This window comes from Pseudomonas sp. HY2-MNA-CIBAN-0224, assembly GCF_040310285.1.
In the GTDB taxonomy this organism is placed as follows: Bacteria; Pseudomonadota; Gammaproteobacteria; order Pseudomonadales; family Pseudomonadaceae; genus Aquipseudomonas; species Aquipseudomonas helleri.
The window spans coordinates 1-258 of sequence record NZ_JBEOPQ010000678.1; the positions used below are offsets into that span (position 1 = coordinate 1).

Consider the following 258-nt stretch of genomic DNA (forward strand, 5'->3'; position numbering starts at 1 on the left):
GCTATCGCTATTTTGTTTATAACACCTTGACCGAAACGGTACTGCGTTTAGACGCAATTGGACAGTCGTGTGTGCAGCTGCCTGAGGATCACGGCATTATATTTCCGGGTGGTTATTATTTACAAACGGGCGAGTATAAGCTGTTTGATGCCAATAATGTCGGTGCCAAAGACTTAAAGTTTAAACGTAAAATCGTATCGCCCAATGGCGAAGATGTGTTGTTTTTATTCTATGATGTCGCTTTAGGTGTCACAGGTC

Annotated in this window: 1 protein-coding gene; it reads left to right on the forward strand. The window is 42.6% G+C overall.

The genetic code is table 11. The annotated features are described in order from the left end of the window. On the forward strand, nt 1–258 hold a 258-nt coding region (locus AAEZ03_RS28030), incomplete at both ends, for a DNA repair ATPase (RefSeq protein WP_350583202.1).